Annotated in this window: 1 protein-coding gene; it reads right to left on the reverse strand. The window is 66.7% G+C overall.

Going from position 1 to position 815, the window contains the following annotated elements:
* Positions 1–732 (reverse strand): transposase family protein (locus tag ABD327_RS37400; protein ID WP_344458548.1); only part of this gene is annotated, 732 nt, incomplete at its 3' end.
* Positions 733–815 lie beyond the last annotated feature (83 nt).

The following is an 815-nucleotide window of genomic DNA, read 5'->3' on the forward strand; positions in this document are numbered from 1 at the left end:
GGCCTTGGCGAGATGACCGGCGCGGTGGGGGCAGCAACGGAGCCTGGCCAGGATCTTCCATGACTTGAGCTGCGCGTTTGCGCGTTCGCCGGGTCCGCGGAGCTTGGCGTGGGATCGGTTCGCTCGCTTCTGCGTCTCCGGCTTGTTCTTGCCCTTGTAGGGCGTCAGGATGTGCGGTCCTGCTCCGATGTAGCCTTTGTCGGCCAGGACGAGTAGCCCGCACGTGGCCAGGGAGCGGATGATGCCCCAGTTGCGGGCCGCGGTCAGGTCGTGGATCGAGCCCGGGACGGCTCCGGACACCCACACGATCTGGCCGTCGGGTCCGGCGATGACCTGCAGGTTCACGCCGTGCTTCTTGTGTTTTCCGGAGTAGAACAGCCGGTCGGCGGCCAGGCGGTCGATCGCGATGAGGGTGCCGTCCAGGACCAGGTGGCGCAGCTGGTCCTTCTTGGCTTTCGCCAGCGCCCGATCGAGTCTGGGCGAGCGGGCTGACAGCAGTGTCACGGTCTCGTTGATGTAGCGCCACGCGGTCGTGGTCCCCACGTTGAAACCTGCTGCGAGCTGCGCGAACGTCTCGCCGTTCTTCAGATACGCGACCGTCATGAGCGCCTGCTGCCCCGGCGGCAGGGCCCGGCCTTTGCTCCGCAGCTTCGTGCGGTGTCGGCGGACCAGCCTGGTCACGTAATCCAGGGTCGAGCGCGACAACGGCAGCGAAGAGCGATAGAAAAGCATGCGAAGCCTCTGGTCGGGGGCGTGTGGAGGTCAGAGACCACCCGTCCTACCAGGGGCTTCTTCACGTCCCGGGCCGGCCACTC

The sequence above is a fragment of the Actinocorallia aurantiaca genome (assembly GCF_039533685.1).
GTDB lineage: Bacteria > Actinomycetota > Actinomycetes > Streptosporangiales > Streptosporangiaceae > Actinocorallia > Actinocorallia aurantiaca.